Raw genomic sequence first — 22710 nt, 5'->3', positions numbered from 1 at the left:
TTACGCGAGGTTCTCTGCCTGGTCCAGCAGAGATCGTTTGGCGGATTCCAAATCCGCCTTTATTCTGAACCCTGCAGCGTTCTTATGTCCTCCCCCGCCGAAATGGAGGGCGACCGCCGCAACATTCACCTTCCCCCGTGAACGCAGACTTACTTTCCAGTAATTCTCCCCGATTTCCCTGAAGAACGCGGATATCCTGACATCCTTCATCATCCGCGGAAAGCCGGGAAAATTCTCGGTGTCTTCAGCATTCGTGCCGGTTGCCCTGAACATGTCCTGTGTCACACAGGTGAAGGCAATTCCGTCCCGTATTTCGAGTGTGTTCAGCGCTGATATCAGCAGACGGAATCTTCTTTCAGACCAGGTTTCATACAGGCTGCATGCCACAAGCGAAGGATCTGCTCCTGCATCTATGAGCTCTGCTGCAACCCTCAGAACACCGGCGGTTGTGTTGTCATATCTGAATGTGCCCGTATCAATGGCAATGGCGGAGTAGAGGTTGACCGCAATGTCCCGCGAAAACGGTATTCCCATCTCTTTCAGAAGATGAAATATCATAATCCCTGTGGCGGCAACGTCAGGCGCCACCCATTTTAAATCCCCGAAGTCTGCTTCTGTTTCGTGATGGTCTATGACCGCAGAATACTTAAAAGGTATCCCATCGATTCCTGCCCGTTCAGGGGTATTGCAGTCGAGCAGCACAAGGTTACATGCAGATGTCTGAATATCACTGGTTGTGTGGATGAACCGTGCATTGCCGGGCAAAAAACGGTAAAACTCGGGCACCGTATCCCGGTCATATACGAGGGTTGATTTCCCGAGAGAATCCAGCGCCATTGAAAGCGCGATTGCTGACCCAAGCGCATCAGCCTCCGGATTAATATGGGTTGCGATAAAGAAGTTGTCCTGTTCTTTCAGGAACGCGATGAGTTCAGGAGGAACCTTCATCTTTTTTCCTTATCTCGTTCAGGAGCTCTTCTATCCTGTTCCCGTAATCGATTGAGGTATCGAGCCTGAACTCGATGCTGGGGATGGTTTTCATCCTGAGCCTTTTTGCAAGCTCTGACCTGACAAAGCTTTTGGCTGCGTTCAGAATACCGAGAGTGGCCTCCTTTGCTTCTTCTTTGAAGATACTGATATAAATGAACGCCATTTTCAGGTCATCCGTCACATCAACACCGGTGACCGTCACAAAACCGATTCTCGGGTCTTTCAGCTTGTATATGATGATGTCAGCCACCTCTTCTCTGAGAAGATCGCTGACTCTCTGGGATCTTTTATAAGGAAGCATGTTCAGTTAAAAATCAAAGGCCAATTGTGTAATGTCGAAAGCTGGAAGAGGCTGCTGCCATCTTCGTTCCGGATACCGACCGCGTCTTGACTCTTCGCGCGTTAGAGTTTTGTCGCTATCTTCTCGATAATGTAGTTTTCAAGGATATCGCCGACCTTAATGTCATTGAAATTTTCTACCATAATGCCGCATTCATATCCGGTCTGCACTTCCTTTACGTCATCCTTGAAACGCTTCAGGGAGCCTATCTTCCCCTCATAGACTACAATGTTGTCGCGGATAACCCTGATGCCGTCGCAGGATCTGCTCATATAACCGTCAATCACATAGCATCCGGCAACTGTGCCGATTCTTGATATAGGGAAGATCTGGCGCACTTCTGCCCTCCCGAGCGCCTTTTCTCTGAGAGTTGGCTCAAGCAGTCCTTCGAGCGCCTTTTTCACATCTTCTATGGCTTCATAAATGACATTGTAAAGCCGGATGTCAACGCCTTCCTTCTCGGCAACCTGGGATGCTTTCAGTTCCGGGCGTACGTTGAACCCGATGATGATCGCGCTCGACGCGGTTGCAAGCATCACATCCGATTCATTGATGCCGCCGACAGATGAATGAATAACCTTCACTTTCACCTGGGGATGAGTGATGTTTTCAAGGGCATCCTTGAGCGCTTCGACAGACCCCTGGACATCTCCCTTAATGATGATGAACAGTTCCCGTATTTCTCCTTCTTTGATCTTTGCATAAAGTTCATCAAGGGTGAGTTTGCGCGAGCGTGCAATCTCGGCGAGTTTGAGTTTCTGTTGCCGTGACAGAGCGATTTGTCTTGCCCTCTTTTCATCCTCGACCACCGTAAAAATGTCTCCTGATGAAGGGACGTCCGAAAATCCGATGACCTCGACAGGAGTTGAAGGGCCGGCTTCAGATATCCTTCTGCCGGTATCGTCAATTAACGCCCTCACTTTTCCCGCATGGCTCCCTGCGATAAAGGCATCGCCGATCCTGAGCGAACCGGACTGCACAAGGACCGTTGCGACAGGACCTCTCCCCCTGTCCAGCTTTGCCTCTATGATGGTACCTCTTGCATGTTTGTCAGGGTTTGCCTTCAGTTCCATTACGTCTGCCTGGAGAAGTATCATCTCCAGAAGGTGTTCTATCCCCAACCGTTTTTTTGCGGAGACTTCAACGAATATATTCTGGCCGCCCCATTCTTCCGAGATGACGCCGCGTTCAGAAAGTTCGTTCTTGACTTTTGAAGGATTTGCTTCGGGCTTGTCGATCTTGTTGACTGCAACGATGATCGGGACGCTGGCTGCCTTTGCATGGTTGATCGCCTCGACAGTCTGCGGCATGACTCCGTCGTCAGCAGCAACGACCAGCACGACGATGTCGGTGACTTTTGCCCCCCGTGCCCTCATTGAGGTGAATGCTTCATGGCCGGGCGTGTCAAGAAATACAATATCCTTGCTGGCAAGGTTGACTTTGTACGCGCCGATATGCTGGGTGATGCCGCCGGCTTCAGATTCGGTTACCTTCGTCTCCCGGATTGCGTCAAGGAGAGAAGTTTTCCCGTGATCAACATGACCCATGATAGTGATTACCGGTGGTCGCGGTATCAGGTTGGTAAGGTCTTCAGGGGTTTCCTGATCAACCGTATCCTCTTCGATCGCCGCGAGTTCAAGTTTAACCCCGAAGTTTTCCGCGATTAATAATGCTGCATCAGTGTCAACAGGCTGGTTTATGGTAGGCATATAGCCCATCTCCATGAATTTCTTGATAACATCGGAAAGCTTCACGCTTATCAGTTCGGAAAATTCCTTTACGGTGGTGCCTTCCTGGAGCTTTAATGTCTTTTTTCTCGGTGCTGCGGGCTGAATCTGGGGTTTTCGGTCCTCTGCATGATATGTTCTTGTTCTTCCGCCCCTCTTTACAGTACGCTGCTCCTGCCATCGTTTCGGCTCTATTTTTCTGATCGTCTGAAACGCCCTCTGCATCCCGGGCTTTGTCTTGAATTTCTCTATTTTTTCTACCTCAATTTCCTTCCTGTACCTTTCGGGGATCTTTACCTCTTCTTCTTCCTCTGCTGCCGCAGGTGCAGCTGCAGTTGGCGTTTCCCCGGGTTTGGGGACTGTTTCTTCTTCTGCCGGTGCTGCAGGTTCCTTGACTTTCGGCTTTTCGGGAGGTTTCTCGGCAGCCGGAGGCTGTTCCGCAGTTTTCCTGACCTGTTGCCTGACAGGTTCTGCCTTTGGCTGTTGCTTCGGTTGCGCAGGTTTTGCTGCAGGCGCTGCGTGCTTCTGCCGGAGAATTGCCTCTATCTTTTGAGCGATCTCCTGCTCGATACTGGAGGAATGCGTTTTCCCTTTTATCCCGATCCTGGAAAGTTCAGCGAGAATCACCTTATTGGGGACTCCCATTGTTTTTGCCAATTCGTAAATTCTTATCTTTTGCATATATTCTGCCTTTAACTATATGATCTTTTGTGCGATTTGTCGTATACGTAAGAACCAGACGTGTTCCGCCTGCTGCGCTTGGTAATCGTGTTCATTCAGGACAACAGGCAGGCGCATCTACCCCCGCGTAACCCGCAACTCTTGTCACAGCGGCATTTAAATGTTATCATACTAAACCTTATTAATGCAATGATTGACGGAGGATAAATACTATGGCAAGTTGCAGTGTATGTGGGAAGCAGAGAACAATCGGCAATAATGTCAGCCATGCAAACAATAAAACAAAGAAGCTGATACTGCCGAATCTCCAGAGGATCCGCGCAGTAACCCAAAAGGGCATCAGGAAAGTGTATGTCTGTACAAGATGCCTCCGCTCCGGTTTGGTCAAAAAAGCGGTGTAGTGAAAAGGGCAGATTCCTTATTAGCGCATCTCATAAGGGATTTGGGTCTGCAGGAAGGTGTTGCGCTGGCCAGGATGAAAAAGGAGTGGCACGTACTTTTTCAAAAGCCCCTTGTGCATCATATTACACCGGCGCATTTGTCAGAAGGCGAACTCCTCCTGTACGTTGATTCTCCGGTCTGGCTGCAGGAACTGAATTTTTTCAAACATGAAATAGTCAGAAAACTGAATTCTTACGGAGTCAGGGAGGTTCGTTTCAGGCTTGGAAGGAATCCCGGCAATGAAAGGTCAACGGCCCGTCAGGGGAGGTCGGTAAGGGTAAGAAAGCATCTTCACGAAAGTGAGCAGGAGTTTGTTGACAGTTCAGTCTCTGATATCCATGACGCTTCTCTGAAGGCTGCAGTGAAAGTTGCCATGCAGAAGGCAATTGCCTCTGGCAGGACGAAAATATCGTGACCGTCAAATCCCTCAGCACATTCCTGCCGGCCGGAAACCATATCTGTACCTGAAGAACCTTACGCTGATTCAGCCTGCTTTTCGTATATCAGAATAGGCTTTTCGTTCTTTGTGATGGTTTCCTCGGTTATCAGACAATCCTTGATCCCTTTTTGTGAGGGGATCTCATACATCACGTCAAGCATTATCTCTTCGAGGATCGACCTCAGGCCGCGCGCACCTGTTTTTCTCTGGATTGCCTTCTTTGCAATTGCCGCGAGCGCGCCGTCTGTGAATTTGAGCCTGACATCATCGAATGACAGGAGTTTCTGATATTGCCTCATAAGGGCGTTCTTCGGTTCTGTAAGAATTTTTATCAGCGCCGGTTCGTCAAGTTCATCGAGGGCTGCAACAACGGGCATTCTTCCGACGAACTCCGGTATCAGGCCGTATTTTATCAGATCTTCGGGTTCTACCATGCTGAGAACTATTCCGATCTTTTTCTCGGTTCTGGGGATGAGTCCTGAGGTGAATCCTACCTTTTTCTGCCCGATCCGCTGCTCGATCATGCCGTCCAGTCCGATAAACGCACCTCCGCATATGAAAAGGATATTTGTTGTGTCCACCTGGATGTATTCCTGCTGCGGATGTTTGCGTCCGCCCTGGGGAGGGATATTTGCGGTCGTTCCTTCGATCAGTTTCAGAAGCGCCTGCTGAACCCCTTCGCCGGAGACGTCCCTCGTAATGGACGGGTTGTCCGCCTTCCTGCTGATCTTGTCGATTTCATCAATGTAGACTATCCCTCTCTGTGCTCTTTCCGTATCATAATCTGATGCCTGCAGCAATTTCAGGATGATATTCTCCACATCTTCCCCGACATACCCCGCTTCAGTGAGTGTGGTGGCATCCGTGATGGCAAACGGCACATCGAGTATCTTCGCCAGTGTCTGGGCAAAAAGTGTCTTCCCGGTCCCGGTAGGACCGATCAGAAGTATATTGCTTTTCTGCAATTCGACGTCTGACTCCTGAGGACTGTATATCCTTTTGTAATGGTTATGAACCGCAACTGAAAGAATCTTTTTTGCCATTTCCTGTCCCACAACATAGTCGTTCAGGAAGTGGTGAATCTCTTTCGGCGTGGGAAGTTTCGGAAGGGACGGTATTTTTATCTCGTCATGGAGCGTATCAGCGATGATCTCATTGCAGAGTTCAACGCACTCGTTGCAGATGTATACCGTAGGCCCTGCAATGAGTTTCTTTACTTCGTCATGCCCTTTTCCGCAGAATGAACATTTCAGGGCAGTTTCATCCTTCTTAGCCATTTGCCCTCCTGTCCTTCATGCTGCCGATTACCTCATCGACTATCCCGTATTCCTTTGCTTCTTTCCCTGACATAAAGAAATCCCTGTCAGTATCATTCTGTATTTTTTCGAGTGATTGCCCCGTATGGGTTGAGATTATCCTGTTCAGGGTTTCCTTCATTTTCAGGATTTCCCGGGCATGGATTTCGATGTCGGTAGCCTGACCATGGAACCCTCCCATTGGCTGATGCAGCATGATCCTTGAATGAGGCAGGGCAAACCTCTTCCCTTTTGTTCCGGATGAAAGGAGGAGCGCCCCCATGCTTGCTGCCTGTCCGATACAGTATGTGGCGATGTCGGGCTTTACATACTGCATCGTATCATATATCGCAAGGCCGGAGGAGACGATTCCCCCGGGGGAGTTGATGTACAGGTGGATATCCTTCTCAGGGTCTTCCGTCTGCAGAAACAGGAGTTGCGCGATTACAATATTGGCAATGTTGTCGTCTATCGCAGTTCCTACAAATATGATCCTGTCCTTGAGAAGCCTTGAATAAATATCATAAGCCCTCTCGGAACGCCCCGTCTGCTCAATTACTATGGGAATGATGCTCATTTACTCTCCTTTTTCAATTATCGCCCTGGACAGAAGCATCTCCAGAACCTTTTCTTCAAAGATTGAATGCTTGAGGCTTTCCAGGGAACCTTCCTTATACATATAGAAGTTCCTGACCACTTCAGGGGCAGCAGAAAGTCTCTTTGCGATGGTTGCGATCCGGTCGTCCACTTCCTGTTCCGATACAAGGATGCCTTCCTTTTTCCCGATCGCATCGATAATCAGGGACGCCTGAACGTTTTTTGTTGCCTTGCGTGTCAGCTTTGCCTCGGGGTCTTCCTTTGCGTCTTTTTTCTCTTCCGGGTTTTCTTCAGCTTCAGCCTTGTCCAGGATCTCGGTCATTGTATCAGCATATACCGTATCATCTTTTGACTCTGATAAACTTTTTTCGGCAATTATCGCTTCCATTTCTCTTTTCAGAAGGGTTTCCGGAATCTCGAACTCGGTGGTTTCCATTATCCTGTTGATGATTTCGGCTTTCTGGAATTTCTGAATCTGCGACTTCTTCGCATCGTGAATTTTTTCCTGCAGTTTTTCCCGCAATGCCTCAAGACTGTCGAATCCGATGTCCTTTGCGAATTCGTCATCAAGCGGTGGCAGATTCTTCTTTTTGACCTCGCTGATCTTCACCTTAATATTGACGGTCTTGCCGTCGAGTTCTCTGGACATGATCTCATTGAACACTGTGGTGAATTCGATGAAATCACCCTTCTTTTTCCCCAATACCCTGTGCATTGTATCTTTGGGAAAAATCTCGTTGCCCATCTTCGAAATCGTCTCCTTCACCGACGGGGGGGTCTCCTCCCCGACTATTTCACAGTCCGAAAATTCGAACGTGACGAGGTCGTCCATTTCTGCTTCCCTGTCAACAGTCTCAAATACCGCCTTCTGGTGCCGGAGCCGCTCGATCATGTCATCGATGTCCTTATCCTCGACAGAAAAAGGGATGTCCTTTATTGTGATGTTCTCGTAATCAAGGTTTCCGATATCCGGCAATACCTCAATGATAAAAGACAGACTGAGCGGAGTATTCCTTTTGAATTCGAATTTTTCCTCGAGTTCCGGCATTCCCACCGGGCTGAGAGAGGCTTCCCTGAGCGCAGCGTTATAAGTTTCAGGGATCACTTTTTCGAGCACCTCTGCCTCGATCTCTTTCCCGAACCGTTTTTCGATCAGACTGACCGGCGCTTTGCCCTGTCTGAAACCGGGTATTTTTGCGCGCTGCCTCACCTTTTCAAGAGAATCCTTAATCTCATGTTCAATGGCGTCAGAGGGGATTTCTATCTTGAGCCGCTTTTTCGTTGTGGATATATCTTCTACTGTCTTGAGCAAAGTCAACCTCCTCAATGATTTATTTACTGTAAAATAGGCATGAAAGCTTTGTCAATTTAATCGCGAGCAATCCGGGGTATTCTGCAGTATCGGATGTTTTGGGGTATAATTGACCGTGAACCTTTATCTTATCGACGGAAATTCCTACTTCTACCGCGCGTACTATGCCATCAGGAGACTCTCGACATCCGGGGGCCTGCCGACAAATGCGATCTTTGGCTTTACAAACATGCTCATGAAGATCATCAGAGAAAAGAAGCCCGACGGAATAGCGATATCGTTCGATTCTCCGGTTCCCACAGAGAGGCACCGGCTGTTCGAAGACTACAAGGCACACCGTCCTGAAACCCCTGCAGACCTCATTCAGCAGATCCCGCATATAAGAAGGATAATCTCGGCCTTCAACATAAGGATCTTTGAAATGCCGGGATATGAGGCTGATGATATCCTTGGCACCATCGCCCGAAGGGCAGAATCCGAAGGAGCAAATGTTTTCATTGTCACCGGGGACAAGGACATGCTTCAGCTCGTTGATAACCGTGTGAGGATCTATGATCCGATGAAAGACAGGGTTCTTGATGAAGCATTTGTCAGGGAACGATACGGCGTGGGCCCGGAGAGAATTACCGATTTCCTGGCGCTTACCGGTGATGCTGTTGACAATATCCCCGGTATTAAGGGGGTAGGGGAGAAGACTGCGCGAGAACTCCTGGCGGAATTCGGAAGCCTCGATGATATCCTGTACAATGCGGAGAAAATAAAAAAAGACAGACTGAAAAGACTGGTACATGAGTACGCAGATATGGCAAGGCTGAGCAGAACACTCGCAACCCTCAACACGTCGGTTCCCGTTGACGCATCCGTTCAGGAATTCTCCCTGAGGGACCCGGACTGGCAGGCGCTGCTTTCCCTTTTCCGGGAATTCGAGTTTGGTAGCTTAATAATGAAGATGATACCGTCGGATGCGGTCAGGGAAACGGACCGTGAGACTGTATTGTCAGAGGCACGGCTCAGGGATGTCGCGTCGCTGATACGGGGTGAATGTGCTTTTGATACCGAGACAACGGGAAAGAATCCGGTGAGTGCGGAACTTGTGGGCATATCCCTGTGCATGAACACACACAAGGCATTTTACGTGCCTGTCCTTCATGCATATCCGGGGGCGCCTGCACAGATCGCAAAGGGGGACGTGCAGGGAATTCTTTCCCCTGTCTTCATGGATGAAGAAACGGCAAAGATAGGGCATAACATCAAGTACGATATGATCGTCCTGCGCAACGAAAAAATACCTGTCAACGGACCTTTGTTTGATACCATGCTCGCGTCCTATCTGTTAAATCCCAACAAGCCGAATCACAGCCTTGAGGAAGTGGCGCTTGAACACCTTTCGTACCGGAAGAAGTCTTTTCCTGAAGTGCTCAAAGACAGGGGTTCGTTTTCCGAAGTCCCGCTGGAGGAAGCTTCAGCCTATGCGTGTGATGATGCGAACCTCAGTTATGAATTGAAAGAGATATTATTCAGGAAGCTGTGCGAGAACGGCCTTGAAGCACTCTATTCCAACATCGAAATGCCGCTGATACGGGTGCTTGCCGATATGGAGATGTCGGGGGTGAAGATTGATCCCGATCGACTTGCAGAAATATCAGCGGAACTGGAAAAGGAACTCGACGGCCTGAAAAGGAGGATTTATTTCCTGGCAGGTGAGGAATTCAACATCAATTCCCCGAAGCAGCTCAGCCAGATCCTCTTTCATACCCTCGGATTTCAACCGGGGAAAAAGACAAAGACCGGGTTTTCCACAGGCATGAATGTGCTTGAAGAACTTTCGCTGGCGCATGAATTTCCCCGTGAGGTACTGAATTACCGGAGTATGAACAAACTGAAAACAACCTACATCGATGTCCTGCCCGGGCTTATCAACCCGAAAACAAACCGCATACATACCTCGTTCAATCAGGCGTCTACCGCTACCGGCAGACTCAGCAGCAGCGATCCAAACCTGCAGAACATCCCTGTGAAAGGGGAATGGGGCAGGAGGATACGGGAGACCTTTATCGCTGAAGCACACAATCTCCTGCTCTCGGCAGATTATTCCCAGATCGAACTGCGCATACTCGCGCATTTGAGCGGTGATGAAGGACTTGTTAATGCATTCAGAGAGAACCTCGATGTCCATGCAAGGACTGCGTCTGAAATCTTCGGAATCCCTCTGGACAGGGTATCCCCCGATGCCAGGAGGGTTGCCAAGACGGTGAATTTCGGGGTTATCTACGGGATATCACCCTACGGATTGTCGGAAACATTGAATATTTCCAGGGAGGAAGCGAAAACATATATAGCGCAGTATTTCAACAGGCATCCGGGGGTCAAGGGCTATATCGAGAAATGTATCGCCGGGGCACGAAGCGACGGGTATGTAGCAACGCTATTCGGAAGGAAAAGGGCTATCCCTGAGGCCAGCAGCAAGAATACTACAGTAAGGCAGCAGGGAGAAAGGCTTGCGGTCAATTCCCCGGTCCAGGGAACCGCAGCAGATGTCATTAAAATCGCCATGATCAATATATGGAACGCATTCAGGGAAAGGGATCTGAGAGCAAGGATGATTCTCCAGGTTCATGATGAGCTTCTCTTCGAGCTTCCTGAAGAAGAGCTCGCAACTGTACAGAATATTGTGAAAGAAAAGATGGAGGGAGTTCTTGCAGTCCCTGTGCCCTTAAAGGTAGATATCAGGTTCGGAAAGAACTGGGCAGAGGTTCACGGATGACCATACACTGAAAGCCGTCACGCACCAACCATGAAGATTGAAATGTCCCGTTCACGCGACGTATGCTAAATTTTGGTTTTATACCTTAACTTTACCTCAGATTTTAGGTACAATATCCGCAGAATGCAGGGAGGGAGGGGCTATGAAGAAAAAAACATCTGCAAAAAAAGCGAGTGAAAAGGAGAAAAGGAAACAATTTGAGAAACAGGTACGACAGGCCCTGAGCGCTCCCCGAAAAGCAGTGGCGAAAAAGAAAGAGACCAAAGACAAGGCAAAGGCAAAAGGAAAATATGCGTCAGAGGAAAAACGGAAAAGCAAATCGTTCGGCAAGACCGGGCCAGCCAGAAAAAAAACAGAGGTAAAGAAAACAGACAAGGACAAAGGCAGAAAGAAGAAGAGTGTTTCAAAAATCTCGCGGAAGATCACAGCAAAGACAGCAGCTTCTGCGAAAAAAGCACGGGTGAAGAAACCGCAAAAGCCGGTTTCAGGAATAAAGGCAAAAACGCCGCTTCCTACAGTAAAGGCAAAGACGCAGGTAAAAATAAAGAAAACGACAAAGGTCAGGGAAGAGGGCCGGGTCAGGGCTGTGACAAAGGGTACGGCGGTGATTAAGGCGAAGAAAGATGCTGAGGCAAGGACGAAAGCAAAGGTACGAAAAAAAGAGAAGCCAAAGGCACGGATAGAGCGTGCACCAAAGCGGGGTACTACCCCGAAGACTGCGGTAAAAAAAGAAGAGAAGATAGTACCGACAAAGCCCGTCATTGAAAAGAAAGCAGCACAGATTAAGAAGCCGGACATGGGAATCGCCGTGCCGCCGAAACCTGAGAAAAAGAAAATAGCAAAAAAAACTGTAAAAGAAAAGGTTCTGCCCGGGGTTGAGAAAAAGATTTCTGACAGAAAAGTGGGAAAAGTGAAAAAGGTGCCGGTTGCAGAAACGATAAAGAAAATGCCTGAGCAGATGGTGCAGCCACCCTCTGTACCAATGGGAATGGCGAGACCGTATGAAATCAAAGCGGAACAGGAAGTGCCTTATGAGGTTGAGACAGGGTATCAGCCTATACCCGTCGGCACCCTTCCGGCAGAGTACGGGGAAAACAGCATTACCCTCATGACAGTTGATCCGCATAAGCTTTTTGTCTATTGGGAGGTGCGGGAGGAAACATTACGGATATTCCCCGGAGACATTGTGATCAGGTTATATGATGTTACCGGAATTGACCTTCACAGGACAGAGGCAGCCGGCTGCACAGAAATTCCTGTGCATGAACGGATCGGAAGCACGTATATGGACGTTGATCCTGCAAGGGAATATATCGCTGATATCGGCATCGCGTACGAAGGGATTTTTATCGCGGTGGCGCGGTCTCTGCGGGCTTCAACTCCGGTTGCTGCAGTTTTAGAAAAAGGTCTGCCGCCAGACCTGATTTCCGAGACCGGATTCCGCACGGGATATTAGGCCCGCAAGAATAAGTTGCCTTGCATTGAAATGTTGCTATGTCCAGTTTTGATAATATTTATGTATATTTATCATTTTATGTGCATCATTTCATTGCATTTAATCACAGTGAAAAAACCAATTTGTTTCTTTATTTCAGTAACTTATAAACTTGGCACAATCGTTGCTTAAAATGAAAAGATCATAATGATATGAGATTCTAAGCATTTACGCATGATACCACAGTATGTCTCATAATTAGTTGTTTTTATTAAATCTATTTCAAAAAAGGAGGATGTGTGATGAAAAAAGCAGGGGTAGTAATGTTAGCCTTCATCTTTCTCTTGTGCCTCTCAGCATTTCCAGCCCTGGCTGGCCCAAAACCGGAACTGGAACAGCTGAAGAAAGAGGTCGAGAGACTGATGCAGAGAATCGACGAGCTGGAGAAAAAGCAGACCGAGACAGCGACAAAGGCTGCCGAGACTGAAAAGAAGGTTGAAAAGGTTGAGAAGAAAACACTGAAAGACCGTATTGCATTCGGGGGAGAATCACGGTTCCGTATTGTACATGAAAATGCGTCAACAGACAGAAATTTCTATGGAGCCGGACAGCCGAATCGTGACCTCAAATTCAGAGATGATACATCATTTCCTCTCCGAATCAGGTTAAATGCTCACGTCGAGGCTGTACAAGACTGGGTTGATGTGTATGCCCGTCTGACCATGAACAAAAGGTGGGGTTCATATGATACCTCTGCCACTGATCCGTTTAACAAGCCGAACTCGTTCGAATCCAGCATCGGACATGATATGAATGCACGGTTTGAGCAGGCATACATGACACTGAAACTCCCCTGGATCAACAGCACCTGGTATGTCGGACGTCTCCCCGGTATGGATGGAGCACCACAGCGTCAGGCGCGCACCCTTTTCCCGAGACTGTTTATTGATTCCGAGATTGATGGAACATTACTCGTATGGAGCGCTCCGGAGACGCCTTTTGATACCGTAACCCTCCCTTGGACATCGACAAGGCTTTGGGGAAAACAGAGTGAACCGGGAAAAGCCCCGACACTCAAGACATACGAGTCTAAGGTAAAAGATACGACGGCAATCATTATCGGGTATCTGAAATACGATGAATACAAACTGGTCAACACAGATGATAAAAAGACAAAGACTGATGCCGATGCAATCCTTGCACAGGCACAGGTCAAAGTGGGCAAGGATACCGAGATTATTCTGAATGCACTATCCATATCCGACTGGCATATGCCCAACACATCCAAACTGAGTTATGTTCCTGACCTGAATACCAACTATATGCTGACCGGCGCATATGTGGATACACAGCTCCTGGGCTTCCAGCTGTATGGTGCCTATTACCACAGTGAATTCAGAGTTCCCGGGCACAGCTTTAGGCCAGGCGGCACCGGCAATGTGCAGATTGTGAATGGCAAGGATTACTCGGGACATATTTGGTTTGCAGGCTTCAATACCGGTGATCTTATCACTCCTACCCAGCAGCTGACTGTCGAGTTTGCCGACGGCAGCGATGCATGGATAAATCCGTTCAACTACCGCGGGTTCAGAAGAAAGGGAACAGTATTGTCGCCGGCTGGAAACTACTTCTATGATCCTTCCGGCAAGGGCACCGTGGGCTTTTATCCGTTCAACGCCCAGATCTGGGATATTTACTATGACTACTATTTCAAGCCGAATGTGCGCTTCCGGGTCGGCTATATGGATTTCCTGTATGCCAAACATGACAGGGAAAGCGGACAGAGTTTCTCTGTTCTGGGAAGCTCCCGATACCAGCACCATTCATGGCCGTATTTCGAGGTGAATGTCAGTTTCTAAGCACAGCATGAGAAAAATCTTTCCCGGAATCTGAAGATGTTTTTCGTGAAGGGACCGCTGCAAAGCGGTCCCGGTTAACCCTCCTCTCACGAAAGACGCATCTCCTGGGTTTTTTTCTGCAAAGGCCGCCAGCCAGGCGGCCTTCTTTTTTTCCACGGAGGTTAATATGTCATAGTGTGCATTGCATGTATGGGCTGCTTGCAAGGTGTCCGTGAAATGCATTAGAATCAATGACGGACGAAGAACCCTGCGTTCCGCAAATAATTCCGTACCCGGTTTCCCGGTTCCGCAGTGACCTATCATATGCCGGTGTAGCTCAGAGGCAGAGCAGCTGATTCGTAATCAGCTGGCCGGGAGTTCGACTCTCCCCACCGGCTCCACTTTTTCCTTTGATAACAGCAGGTTTTGGAGGTATCGAAGTTTTCTTCTTTTTTGAAACCGGTGAAAAAGTGTCCACATAGTGTCCACCTCCCCCCATGACATCTTTGAGATGTTTGGTCTTACTTCACAGATGAGAAGGGCGGCTCTGTCTATACCGACAAATGTAGTGGAGGGCTACGCACGCAAAAGTAAAAAAGAGCTGCAACATTTCATCAGCATTGCCCTCGGGTCTCATGCGGAGACTGAGTATCTCTTTAATTTCTCAAAACGCCTCGGCTATTTCAAAACCGATTCAGACCACATTGAAAATCTTTTATCTGAGGTTGGGAAACTCCTGTGGAGTTTCCATCGTTCTCTCTGACCTTTTTGCACTTCTGACTTTGGCACTATGGTGCTTGTAGTGCAAAGGGGTATGACAGGATATCAAGCTGAATGCCCGCGCGATGGGGGAATATGATTAACCCTGTGACTGTGAGTGGCGGGCGGGTGAGCGGGCACACCTTTCCCTTTACCATATCTGATGCTGACTTTAATAGATATTTGATATAGAATAAATCATAACATCGTGAACGGAGGTGTTTGTATGTCTGTAAGTACGGTAAAAAAGATTAATCCTGAAGATTATATTCTTTCGGTCCTGTCTCCTGAGGATAGGCTTGATGCTGCTTTCAGGGTAGCGGGTGAGGCTTTTAAAAAGACAAAGCTGACAGTGAAAGACGTTGAAAATGCCGTGAAGGCTGTAAGGAGAAAGGCTTACGGAAAAAAGAAATAGAGTAGTTATTGATACCGGTGTCCTTGTCTCGGCGTTCGCTTTTGGCGGCATTCCGGAAAAGGCAGTCAAAAAGGTGTTTAAAGAGGCAGACATCTATGTATCACCAGTCCTCCTCGAAGAATATCGCGATACTCCTTTAAAACTTGTAGAACAGGGGAAGATCAACCATCAACAGTTGAAGGTTCTTATTGCCGGCATAGCTGCCTTTGTTACAAACGCAAAGATGGTCTACCCTACAGAAAAAGTATCGGTCTGCAGAGATCCTGAGGATGACATTCTGCTTGAATGCTGTATTGCTGCAAAAGCAGGGCTTCTGATAACCAGCGATAAGGATCTGCTTGAAATAGAGGAATTACCCTTTGCCCTTGAGATCGTCACACCGCGGGAATTCATTGAAAAATACTGACTTCATCCCTCAATATGAAAAAAAATAGAAAGAACGGGCAAGGGGATTTTCTATCCTATCCTGATACTCAATTTCTTGCCGAGTACAAGTGCGGCCTTCTCCAGCGTATTTAACGTGACCGAGCCATTCTCCGGGTCAAGCAGACGATCCACGGCTGTCCGGCTCGTCCGCATCTTGGTCGCCATTTGAACCTTCGTTAAGCCCTTTCTTTTCATCTCCTTTTCGATCTGAAAGGAGAGCACACGTTTTGCCGCAACTGCTTCCGCTCCGGCGAACATGTCCTGTTCCCGAAGAAAATCGTCAAAATTGCTGCCGAGACGTTTTCTTTTCATAATTAACTCGAAGTAATGTACCTTAATTGGTACATAGTGTCAACTTTCCTAATAAAAAAATCTTGCGTTCACAGTCCGTTCGCAATGGATTCTATCACCGGCAAAAAGAGATAACTTCAGGACTGATAAAATATTTGTGGTATGATGGTGATATATAAAAGAAGGAGTTAATATGCCAAGAGCAGGCTCGCTTGAAAGAATCGAAAAGGAGATCGAAAGGCTTTCCCCGAAAGACCAGCTCAAGCTGGTGGAGAAACTCGCTCACCAGTTGAGAAAGACTGGGATTGCTGTTAAGAAAGAACTCGATTGGAAGAACCTCTACGGTCTTGGCAAAGGGCTCTGGAAGGGTGAAGATGCTCAGGACTACGTTAATAGTCTGAGAGAGGACCGGGTGTGACGCTCCCGGAAGCGCTTGCCCGGATGCCGATGCCTGCCAGGTATCTCAGCAGCAGAACCTCGCAGTTATTGAAAGATTCAACTGATACACAGAGATAGCATGTCAGATTTTCACGTAGACACTTTTTTGACTATAACTTGTTGAAATAGTTATTTTTTTATCCTGGGATTCTGCTTTGTAAGCTGGCCGGGAGTTCGACTCTCCCCACCGGCTCCATATCCGTCGTTCATGCTCCGGGTTTTCCTGCTTGATTTGCATTCCCGGAAGCATCTTAGTATAATTTTTCCAAAACGGGGCAATGACGGAAGAACGCAGGAAATACGAGAGATTTCCTTACAGGGAAGATATCCTGATAGATGGAACGACCGTATGCTCGTGCATGGATATCAGTGAGGGAGGCCTTTATGTTTCTGCAATCCAGCATTTTGATATAAACAGCATCATTAAGGTGACCATACCATTCAAGGGGGAAAATATCACCTTCAGGGGACGTGTTCGTTACTGTCAGCCGGGAATCGGAATGGGCGTCATGTTTGTCGACATGAACAGTGAGCAGAGAACGATCCTGAAGGAATTGCTGAGCAGTGCGGAGAAAAAGTCTGCGTAGTCCTCTTCCTATCTCCTGAAAAAGTCTTGCCGTCTTCACAACTTCCAAGGAGTATGACAGTTATCATACTATGTGCCATCACTCTTAATCTTTCATGAACAGGCGATGCAAGACTCGGATAGTGTTTCAGAGAACAGACATGGTAAAATAGCACTCTGAGCCGGACTGACACAACGTCCAGTTATGTCCTGCTCCCTCATTGCCTGAAAGAGGAAGGTGAAGAGTAATGTCAAAATACCAGTGCATTTCTGCCTGTGGCTACGTATATGACCCGCATAAGGGAGATCCTAATGGAGGTATCCATTTCGGAACACCTTTCGAACAACTGCCCGAAGACTGGGTGTGTCCGGTATGCGGTGTGGTAAAACGAAAATTCAAAAAAGTAGTCTGAGGTGTATTACCCGACCTACAGTTTTTTGTCCCGCATAGTGTCTTTCCTCTCCCACATCCCCTGAATGCTTCACAGGGACTTCTTTTCGTTCCCCGGCAGGCAAATTTTCATGGCATAAAAAAATTTTTTCTGCGTGACGGCAGTCACAGAAATCCGGCAAACATCTCATTAAAATAATAATCAAGAGCAAAGAATAATAAGCTCAGCAGATTTTTTAAAGATACATAAGAGCAGTAAGGTTTCCGAAAAGGTAACCCCTGGGTAACCAGGGGGCACAAAGCCACGGGTCCTGCGGGGGGCGCAAGATCAGGATAGCCGGGTTGCCGAAGAAGCAGAGCTTTGTCTGCACAAAAAAGCCTGTTTCCCTTGGAGGAAACAGGCTTTTTTGTGGAAAAAACGAAAAAGGCAAACAATCCGAAAGGGTTGGACGCAAAGCTACTGGCCTAAGTCCCTGGGGGATATGGTCGCAGGGCTGCCGGACGGATTCAGTACTTCCTTACGCTGCATCTCGCACGGCTGGAGAACAAAACCGAGGGAGGTACTACAATGAAAAGATCGTATGCAATAACCGGAGCATACCGATGGAAACACTTTTTCCTAGCATTCACACTTATTGTTTCAGTTTTCAGCATATTCCTTCATGCCGGGGAGGGAAATGCTGCCCAAACAACACTTATATGGAATCCCCCCATAGCAAACGAGGACGGCACACCCCTTACCGGTCTTGCAGGGTATAAGGTGTATTATGGAACGGTCTCGCGTAACTATACCCAAAGCATCGATGTCGGAAATGTTACGACCTATACAGTTCCAAATCTATCCGATGGGGTTACCTACTACTTTGCTGCTACTGCATACAATACCGCACAAAAAGAGAGCCAATACTCCAACGAAATCAGCAGAGCAATGTCCCCTCCCCCCCTCCCGCAGTATATTCTTACAGTAGGCAAGGGCGGGACAGGCACAGGGACAGTTATCTCTGCTCCTGCGGGCGTCTCCTGCGGCACTGACTGTACAGAGGCCTACACTGCAGGGACGTCAGTCACTTTATCGGCATCGCCGGATGGGAATTCTCTCTTCAGCGGCTGGTCCGGGGCATGTGCAGGGACGGGGGCATGTGCATTGACTATGGATGCTGCAAAGAGTGTAACTGCGACATTTGCCATAAAGACATTTACCCTTACGGCGACGGCAGGGGCAGGCGGGAGCATCAGCCCTTCCGGGACAGTAACGGTGAACCACGGCGCATCCCAGACATATACCATCACCCCGAACACCGGGTATGCCATTGCAGATGTGAAAGTGGACGGCAGTTCAAAGGGTGCGGTTACAACGTATACATTTACGAATGTGACAGGTCACCATACCATTACTGCAAGTTTCGCAACTGTCACTTATCCTGATATCTCGGTCACTCCTTCCTCTTATAGCTACGGGAATGTGCTGGTCGGAAAAGATTCTGTTTTTCAGGTGTTTATCGTAACGAATATGGGGACAGAGAATCTTGTTATCGGTTCCAGTGTGATAACCGGTTCCGCTGAGTTCCTTCTGCTGGATGATAACTGCTCTGGACGGTCGGTGGCACCCGGGGACAGATGCTCTGTGAGCGTCTATTTCTCACCTGCGACAGGAGGCATTAAGAGTGCATGGCTTGTTGTCCCCTCAAACGATCCTGATACCCCGAAAACTGTAATTCCATTGGAAGGGTCGGGAAGGCTGGATCTAACAGATAGTGTCAATCTGCCGAGGACAGGCCAGTCAGTAAGCTATTTCCCTGGTGACGACGGTTCTGTACAGGCAGGAGCTGTATGGCCTGAGCCGAGAATTTTTGATAACGGGGATGGTACAGTCACGGATACCCTGACCGGGCTCATGTGGTTAAAGGACGGATCATGTTTAAACAAAAAGAATTGGAACGGTGCCCTGAATACCATAGCGGATCTGAACGCAAACCCGGGGAAATACTTGTGTAAAGGTTACAACGGAAACTATACCGACTGGAGAATGCCGAATGTCAGGGAACTTGACAGCCTTGTCAACTATGGGGTTCTTAATTCCTCTTCATGGATGAATGTAAACGGATTCACCAACGTGAAAGGCGCTAACTACTGGTCATCGACAACTGCTTCAGGAACAACCCAGGCATGGCTGATTAACCTGTATAATGGAATGGAGTCTCCGGGTCTGAAGTCAAAAACCAACCACATCATGGCTGTGCGCAGTATATCTCAGGGGAATCGCTATGATGTTCCCGTAACAGGTCAGACTGTAAGCTATTTCCCTGGTGACGACGGTTCTGTACAGGCAGGAGCTGTATGGCCTGAGCCGAGATTCCTTGATAACGGGGGCGGTACAGTCACGGATACCCTGACCGGGCTCATGTGGTTAAAGGACGGATCATGTTTAAACAGGAAGAACTGGAATGGTGCCCTGAATACCATAGCGGACCTGAACGCAAACCCGGGAAGGTACCCCTGCGCTGATTATCACGGAAACTATACCGACTGGAGAATGCCGAATGTCAGGGAACTTGACAGCCTTATCAACTTCGGAGTCCTCGATTCTTCTGCCTGGCTGAATGCAAGCAGCTTCAGGAACATCAAGGCTTCTTCTTACTGGACGTCTACCTCGGCCTTGTTGTCGAATACCCAGGGATGGATAGTTGATATGAAAAGAGCAACGACATCCTCCACAAAGAAAAGCACTATCTTATATGTCTGGCCAGTACGCTCTGCCGGAACAGGTCAGACAGTTCATTAGCTTACATTAGTCTGCCGGAAAAACAGGCGGAGCGGTTGCAATGTTCCGCCTGTCATGTCCGGCAGGACATTTTTCTCCGTTCTGTATTCTTTCACACATCAAACCCTTTTGACAGATAACTTTGCGAAACACTTCTTACTTAAACCTGATATAATTGTGCCGAGTAGCGCGGGAAATCCCTCAATAAAAAAACGAAATCCGGCCCACTGGAGAACGATACATTATGCGGATTATAAAAGCTGGCGTGCTTTACTTCGCACTCGTATTTGGAGCGGGATTTGTTCTTGGCCCCATTCGTATACTATGGGTCGTTCCACGATTGGGCACAAGAATAGCTGAACTTATAGAGGCGCCTGTCATGTTCGTGGTCATCATTGTTGCAGCGCGGTGGATAATGCGTCGTCTGACAGTGCCTTACAGAATACCTATCCGGCTTGGTATTGGTTGCGTTGCGCTTGGCCTTCTGCTGGTAGCAGAATTTACGCTCGTGTTGTGGCTTCAGGGTTTGTCGATCAGAGACTATCTTGCAAGCCGAGATCCTGTGTCGGGAACAGTTTACTGCATTCTGCTCGGAGTGTTTGCCCTTATGCCGCTTCTTGTGGTTCGAAAATGACAATATGCTTTTGTTATAGTTGTCCCCCCGCTGAGGGATTTTTTGGCTTAGCTTTTTAAAAAACTGTCTTTTTTTAGACAGGAGTTTAAGAGATAACCTGCCGTGGCATTTTGAACCTGCTGAAAAATAGGGGTTTTTTAAGCGAACTCCTGTAAGACCCCTCTTTTTTATCAAAGAACCTTAATAACTGTGCGACTAAGTAGTATTTTTAGCTTGACAAGTAAGACCCTACTATATATAATTCAACATGGCGCATTTCCATATTAAAACAAAAAAAGGAAGACCCTACCTCTATGTCCGCGAGATTGCTAGGGTCGGCGGGAAGCCCACTGTGGTTTCTCAGGTCTATATAGGATCGCCGGAGAAAGTCGCGGGCCTCGTATCGGGCACCGGAGAATCGGCAATAAAGCTCAGGGTAGAAGAGTTCGGCTCACTGTGGCTTGCTGATCAGATTAGTCGAGACATCGATTTGGTGGGCATTGTCGATTCAGTGATCCCCGTAGGAGCTAACGAAAAAGGTCCTTCAGTCGGAGAGTACTTTCTGTATTGCGCATGGAACCGGATGTGTGAGACTACGAGCAAGAATAAGCTCGTCCAATGGTATGAACGAACGGCAATACAGCAGATTCGTCCTGTGGATATTAGAGAGCTTACAAGCCAGCGTTATTGGGATAAATGGGACAGAGTATCGGAACCGGCACTTAAGAAAATCGCCCGGCGGTTCTTTGAGCGGATTTGGGAGCTTGAATCTCCTAATGCAGATTGTCTTCTGTTTGATACCACAAACTACTACACCTTTATGGCAAGCGATATGCCCTCTGATCTCGCTAAGAGGGGGAAGAACAAGGAGGGGCGACATAATCTGCGGCAGATCGGACTGGGCCTCTTGGTGTCGCGGGACAGCCGCCTGCCTTTATATTATTGCGCCTATCCAGGCAATATCCACGACAGTATGCAGTTCGAGACAGTAATGGACGAGATGTTCGGTGTTGTCTGTGGGCTTGATAAGACCAAACAGAAGCTTACCGTAATTGTAGATAAGGGAATGAACTCTGAGAACAATTTCGCTTGGATAGACGAACATTCCCGGATTCACTTTGTGACGTCCTATTCAACCTACTTTGCCGAAGATTTGGCGACAACGCCTCTGGATGCTTTTGAGCCGGCCGATACTGAAAAGAACCGGCGACTGGCAGAGAAGGGAAAAGAAGACGATCGGATGCTGGTTTATCGCACTAAGGGTGAATATTGGGGCAAGCAACGGGCGGTTGTAATAACGTACAACCCTGTAACAGAAAGAAAGCAATCCTATACGCTTGACAGCAAGCTGGAAGCAATACGACAGGAACTGCTTGCAATGAGATCAAAGGTGCGTAATAAAGAGCCTCACTGGCGCAAACAGGCAGCAATCATAGAGCGATACTTGCGCCTCTGTGAACGTTTCCACGTGCATAGTAATCTCTATGCCCTGGAGTTCTCACAGACGGCGGACGGTCTGGCCATGAGCTTCCGCAAAGATGTGATCGCTGTGGAGCGAAAGCGCTTGATGTTTGGAAAGAATATCATAATCACTGACAATACGGATTGGACTACGACGGAGATCGTAGAAGCCAGTCTCGACCGATGGCAAGTAGAAAACCGATTCCGGCTAAGCAAGGAGGATGATCTGGTTGCCATGCAACCCATCAGACATTGGACAGACAGCAAAATACGGTGTCATCTCTTTAGTTGTGTTGTTGCTATGACATATCTGCGCCAGATCGAGCTGCGACTCAATGCAGCCGGCATCCGTCGCACTGCGGAAGACGTTATGAAGGACATGCGACACCTGCATTCAGTGTTGGTTATGAAAGACGGCGGAAGAAAAGCAAACCGTCAAATAGAGATACCAACGAAGACCCAAGCTGAAGTCCTATCAGCCTTTGGCTTCTTAGTAGACTCCGGTGGGGTCTTATGCCATAAGAATCGCTAAAGCCAATCCAGTATTGGGTTTGTGACCCATACAAAGACGTTTCCCCTTAAACTCCTGTGTCCCGTTTCACATTAACCCGTAACTCCGCCTTAAATACGTAATAGGACTTGGTGGGTAATAAGCAGGGATTGACTTTCCTGCTTATTTTTTATATTCTATATATTACGTAATTACGTAATATATAATGAGACATCCTAAC

21 protein-coding genes, 1 tRNA gene and 2 riboswitches are annotated in these 22710 nt (G+C 48.0%); of the genes, 15 read left to right on the top strand and 7 right to left on the bottom strand.

Features of this window, described 5'->3' with window-relative positions:
* The 3 genes from AB1552_00110 to infB all read right to left on the bottom strand — a co-directional run bounded on the left by AB1552_00110 (window position 1) and on the right by infB (window position 3738).
* Complete coding sequence (locus AB1552_00110) at window positions 1-948, bottom strand: bifunctional oligoribonuclease/PAP phosphatase NrnA (GenBank protein MEW6052180.1); 948 nt, start codon at window positions 946-948, stop codon at window positions 1-3.
* Complete coding sequence (gene rbfA, locus AB1552_00105) at window positions 932-1291, bottom strand: 30S ribosome-binding factor RbfA (protein ID MEW6052179.1); 360 nt, start codon at window positions 1289-1291, stop codon at window positions 932-934. The genes AB1552_00110 and rbfA overlap by 17 nt, the downstream gene beginning before the upstream one ends.
* A 101-nt stretch (window positions 1292-1392) precedes the next feature.
* Window positions 1393-3738, bottom strand: a complete 2346-nt coding sequence (gene infB / locus AB1552_00100; GenBank protein MEW6052178.1) for a translation initiation factor IF-2 — start codon at window positions 3736-3738, stop codon at window positions 1393-1395.
* A 212-nt stretch (window positions 3739-3950) separates the two neighbouring features.
* On the opposite strand from infB, the gene rpmB reads away from it, so the two are divergent.
* Window positions 3951-4139: a 50S ribosomal protein L28 gene (rpmB, locus tag AB1552_00095; protein MEW6052177.1), complete on the top strand. Its 189-nt coding sequence runs from the start codon at window positions 3951-3953 to the stop codon at window positions 4137-4139.
* Window positions 4139-4594, top strand: a complete 456-nt coding sequence (locus AB1552_00090; GenBank protein ID MEW6052176.1) for a DUF721 domain-containing protein — start codon at window positions 4139-4141, stop codon at window positions 4592-4594. Before rpmB ends, AB1552_00090 begins: the two co-directional genes overlap by 1 nt.
* A 59-nt stretch (window positions 4595-4653) precedes the next feature.
* Here AB1552_00090 and clpX read toward each other — a convergent pair whose 3' ends face one another.
* Genes clpX through tig form a run of 3 tightly spaced genes read right to left on the bottom strand, consistent with a single transcriptional unit; the run spans window position 4654 to window position 7822 of the window.
* Window positions 4654-5895, bottom strand: a complete 1242-nt coding sequence (gene clpX, locus AB1552_00085; protein ID MEW6052175.1) for an ATP-dependent Clp protease ATP-binding subunit ClpX — start codon at window positions 5893-5895, stop codon at window positions 4654-4656.
* Window positions 5888-6490 carry an ATP-dependent Clp endopeptidase proteolytic subunit ClpP gene (clpP, locus tag AB1552_00080; GenBank protein MEW6052174.1) on the bottom strand — a complete coding sequence of 201 codons (603 nt, stop codon included), beginning with the start codon at window positions 6488-6490 and terminating at the stop codon, window positions 5888-5890. The genes clpX and clpP overlap by 8 nt, the downstream gene beginning before the upstream one ends.
* Entirely contained in the window at window positions 6491-7822 is a 1332-nt protein-coding gene (gene tig / locus AB1552_00075; protein MEW6052173.1) for a trigger factor, read from the bottom strand.
* 115 nt (window positions 7823-7937) lie between these two features.
* Here tig and polA point away from each other — a divergent pair, with 115 nt between their 5' ends.
* From polA to AB1552_00040, 7 genes are all read left to right on the top strand, one after another.
* Window positions 7938-10586: a DNA polymerase I gene (gene polA / locus AB1552_00070; GenBank protein ID MEW6052172.1), complete on the top strand. Its 2649-nt coding sequence runs from the start codon at window positions 7938-7940 to the stop codon at window positions 10584-10586.
* A 142-nt stretch (window positions 10587-10728) separates the two neighbouring features.
* Entirely contained in the window at window positions 10729-12042 is a 1314-nt protein-coding gene (locus AB1552_00065) for a DUF4912 domain-containing protein (protein MEW6052171.1), read from the top strand.
* A 281-nt stretch (window positions 12043-12323) separates the two neighbouring features.
* Window positions 12324-13880, top strand: coding sequence for a DUF3373 family protein (locus AB1552_00060; GenBank protein ID MEW6052170.1), 1557 nt, complete (start codon window positions 12324-12326; stop codon window positions 13878-13880).
* 305 nt (window positions 13881-14185) lie between these two features.
* A tRNA-Thr gene (locus AB1552_00055) sits at window positions 14186-14260 on the top strand.
* Window positions 14261-14370: 110 nt separating this feature from the next.
* Complete coding sequence (locus AB1552_00050) at window positions 14371-14622, top strand: four helix bundle protein (protein ID MEW6052169.1); 252 nt, start codon at window positions 14371-14373, stop codon at window positions 14620-14622.
* Between the two features lie 222 nt (window positions 14623-14844).
* Entirely contained in the window at window positions 14845-15033 is a 189-nt protein-coding gene (locus tag AB1552_00045) for a hypothetical protein (protein MEW6052168.1), read from the top strand.
* A gap of 7 nt (window positions 15034-15040) precedes the next feature.
* The gene (locus tag AB1552_00040) at window positions 15041-15439 is read left to right on the top strand and encodes a putative toxin-antitoxin system toxin component, PIN family (GenBank protein ID MEW6052167.1); all 399 of its coding nucleotides are present in this window, start codon (window positions 15041-15043) and stop codon (window positions 15437-15439) included.
* Window positions 15440-15489: 50 nt separating this feature from the next.
* Here AB1552_00040 and AB1552_00035 read toward each other — a convergent pair whose 3' ends face one another.
* Entirely contained in the window at window positions 15490-15771 is a 282-nt protein-coding gene (locus AB1552_00035; protein MEW6052166.1) for an XRE family transcriptional regulator, read from the bottom strand.
* Window positions 15772-15943: 172 nt separating this feature from the next.
* On the opposite strand from AB1552_00035, the gene AB1552_00030 reads away from it, so the two are divergent.
* The 6 genes from AB1552_00030 (at window position 15944) to AB1552_00005 (ending at window position 22511) form a co-directional block, all read left to right on the top strand.
* Window positions 15944-16168 carry a hypothetical protein gene (locus AB1552_00030; GenBank protein ID MEW6052165.1) on the top strand — a complete coding sequence of 75 codons (225 nt, stop codon included), beginning with the start codon at window positions 15944-15946 and terminating at the stop codon, window positions 16166-16168.
* Between the two features lie 298 nt (window positions 16169-16466).
* A complete protein-coding gene (locus AB1552_00025; GenBank protein MEW6052164.1) occupies window positions 16467-16775 on the top strand; it encodes a PilZ domain-containing protein in 309 nt (102 codons plus the stop codon).
* Window positions 16776-17001: 226 nt separating this feature from the next.
* Window positions 17002-17166: a rubredoxin gene (locus AB1552_00020; protein ID MEW6052163.1), complete on the top strand. Its 165-nt coding sequence runs from the start codon at window positions 17002-17004 to the stop codon at window positions 17164-17166.
* Between the two features lie 239 nt (window positions 17167-17405).
* A riboswitch (cyclic di-GMP riboswitch) is annotated at window positions 17406-17494 on the top strand.
* A gap of 66 nt (window positions 17495-17560) precedes the next feature.
* Window positions 17561-17646, top strand: a riboswitch (cyclic di-GMP riboswitch).
* A gap of 66 nt (window positions 17647-17712) precedes the next feature.
* The gene (locus AB1552_00015) at window positions 17713-19926 is read left to right on the top strand and encodes a DUF1566 domain-containing protein (GenBank protein ID MEW6052162.1); all 2214 of its coding nucleotides are present in this window, start codon (window positions 17713-17715) and stop codon (window positions 19924-19926) included.
* Between the two features lie 319 nt (window positions 19927-20245).
* Window positions 20246-20539, top strand: a complete 294-nt coding sequence (locus AB1552_00010; protein MEW6052161.1) for a hypothetical protein — start codon at window positions 20246-20248, stop codon at window positions 20537-20539.
* 247 nt (window positions 20540-20786) lie between these two features.
* The gene (locus tag AB1552_00005; GenBank protein ID MEW6052160.1) at window positions 20787-22511 is read left to right on the top strand and encodes an IS1634 family transposase; all 1725 of its coding nucleotides are present in this window, start codon (window positions 20787-20789) and stop codon (window positions 22509-22511) included.
* The last annotated feature ends 199 nt before the right edge of the window (window positions 22512-22710 follow it).

The sequence above is a fragment of the Nitrospirota bacterium genome (genome assembly GCA_040754395.1).
Taxonomy (GTDB): Bacteria; Nitrospirota; Thermodesulfovibrionia; order Thermodesulfovibrionales; family SM23-35; genus JBFMCL01.
The sequence above is the reverse complement of the archived record's forward strand: the minus strand, read 5'-3'. Positions and strand labels throughout refer to the sequence as shown.

Excerpts from the sequence above, each read along its gene's own strand:
- AB1552_00110 (MEW6052180.1), bottom strand. The coding sequence starts at position 948 with ATGAAGGTTCCTCCTGAACTCATCGCGTTCCTGAAAGAACAGGACAAC.
- rbfA (MEW6052179.1), bottom strand. The coding sequence starts at position 1,291 with ATGCTTCCTTATAAAAGATCCCAGAGAGTCAGCGATCTTCTCAGAGAA.
- infB (MEW6052178.1), bottom strand. The coding sequence starts at position 3,738 with ATGCAAAAGATAAGAATTTACGAATTGGCAAAAACAATGGGAGTCCCC.
- rpmB (MEW6052177.1), top strand. The coding sequence starts at position 3,951 with ATGGCAAGTTGCAGTGTATGTGGGAAGCAGAGAACAATCGGCAATAAT.
- clpX (MEW6052175.1), bottom strand. The coding sequence starts at position 5,895 with ATGGCTAAGAAGGATGAAACTGCCCTGAAATGTTCATTCTGCGGAAAA.
- clpP (MEW6052174.1), bottom strand. The coding sequence starts at position 6,490 with ATGAGCATCATTCCCATAGTAATTGAGCAGACGGGGCGTTCCGAGAGG.
- AB1552_00065 (MEW6052171.1), top strand. The coding sequence starts at position 10,729 with ATGAAGAAAAAAACATCTGCAAAAAAAGCGAGTGAAAAGGAGAAAAGG.
- AB1552_00060 (MEW6052170.1), top strand. The coding sequence starts at position 12,324 with ATGAAAAAAGCAGGGGTAGTAATGTTAGCCTTCATCTTTCTCTTGTGC.
- AB1552_00050 (MEW6052169.1), top strand. The coding sequence starts at position 14,371 with ATGTTTGGTCTTACTTCACAGATGAGAAGGGCGGCTCTGTCTATACCG.
- AB1552_00045 (MEW6052168.1), top strand. The coding sequence starts at position 14,845 with ATGTCTGTAAGTACGGTAAAAAAGATTAATCCTGAAGATTATATTCTT.
- AB1552_00035 (MEW6052166.1), bottom strand. The coding sequence starts at position 15,771 with ATGAAAAGAAAACGTCTCGGCAGCAATTTTGACGATTTTCTTCGGGAA.
- AB1552_00030 (MEW6052165.1), top strand. The coding sequence starts at position 15,944 with ATGCCAAGAGCAGGCTCGCTTGAAAGAATCGAAAAGGAGATCGAAAGG.
- AB1552_00025 (MEW6052164.1), top strand. The coding sequence starts at position 16,467 with ATGACGGAAGAACGCAGGAAATACGAGAGATTTCCTTACAGGGAAGAT.
- AB1552_00020 (MEW6052163.1), top strand. The coding sequence starts at position 17,002 with ATGTCAAAATACCAGTGCATTTCTGCCTGTGGCTACGTATATGACCCG.
- AB1552_00015 (MEW6052162.1), top strand. The coding sequence starts at position 17,713 with ATGAAAAGATCGTATGCAATAACCGGAGCATACCGATGGAAACACTTT.
- AB1552_00005 (MEW6052160.1), top strand. The coding sequence starts at position 20,787 with ATGGCGCATTTCCATATTAAAACAAAAAAAGGAAGACCCTACCTCTAT.